This window comes from Bacillus sp. AFS001701 (genome assembly GCF_002559405.1).
GTDB lineage: Bacteria > Bacillota > Bacilli > Bacillales > Bacillaceae_G > Gottfriedia.
This window is the reverse complement of the sequence record NZ_NTZO01000367.1, coordinates 1-213: the sequence shown is the minus strand read 5'-3', so window position 1 is coordinate 213 and position 213 is coordinate 1. Positions and strand designations below refer to the sequence as shown.

The following is a 213-nucleotide window of genomic DNA, read 5'->3' as shown; positions in this document are numbered from 1 at the left end:
TGGTGGACATCAACCGTGAAAGCAAAACCATCACCCTGGCAGAGCTGCGCGATGAAAAAGGGGAGCTGCTGGTTCCCGAGCGTAAACTGGCGTACGACACGCTGGTCATGGCGCTGGGCAGTACCTCCAACGACTTCAACACGCCGGGCGTTAAAGAGCACTGTATCTTCCTCGATAACCCACATCAGGCACGTCGTTTCCACCAGGAAATGC

The 213-nt window shown here is 55.9% G+C and carries 1 protein-coding gene; it reads left to right on the top strand.

From position 1 onward, the window contains the following. On the top strand, positions 1 to 213 hold a 213-nt coding region (locus CN514_RS19700; RefSeq protein WP_176525985.1), incomplete at both ends, for an FAD-dependent oxidoreductase.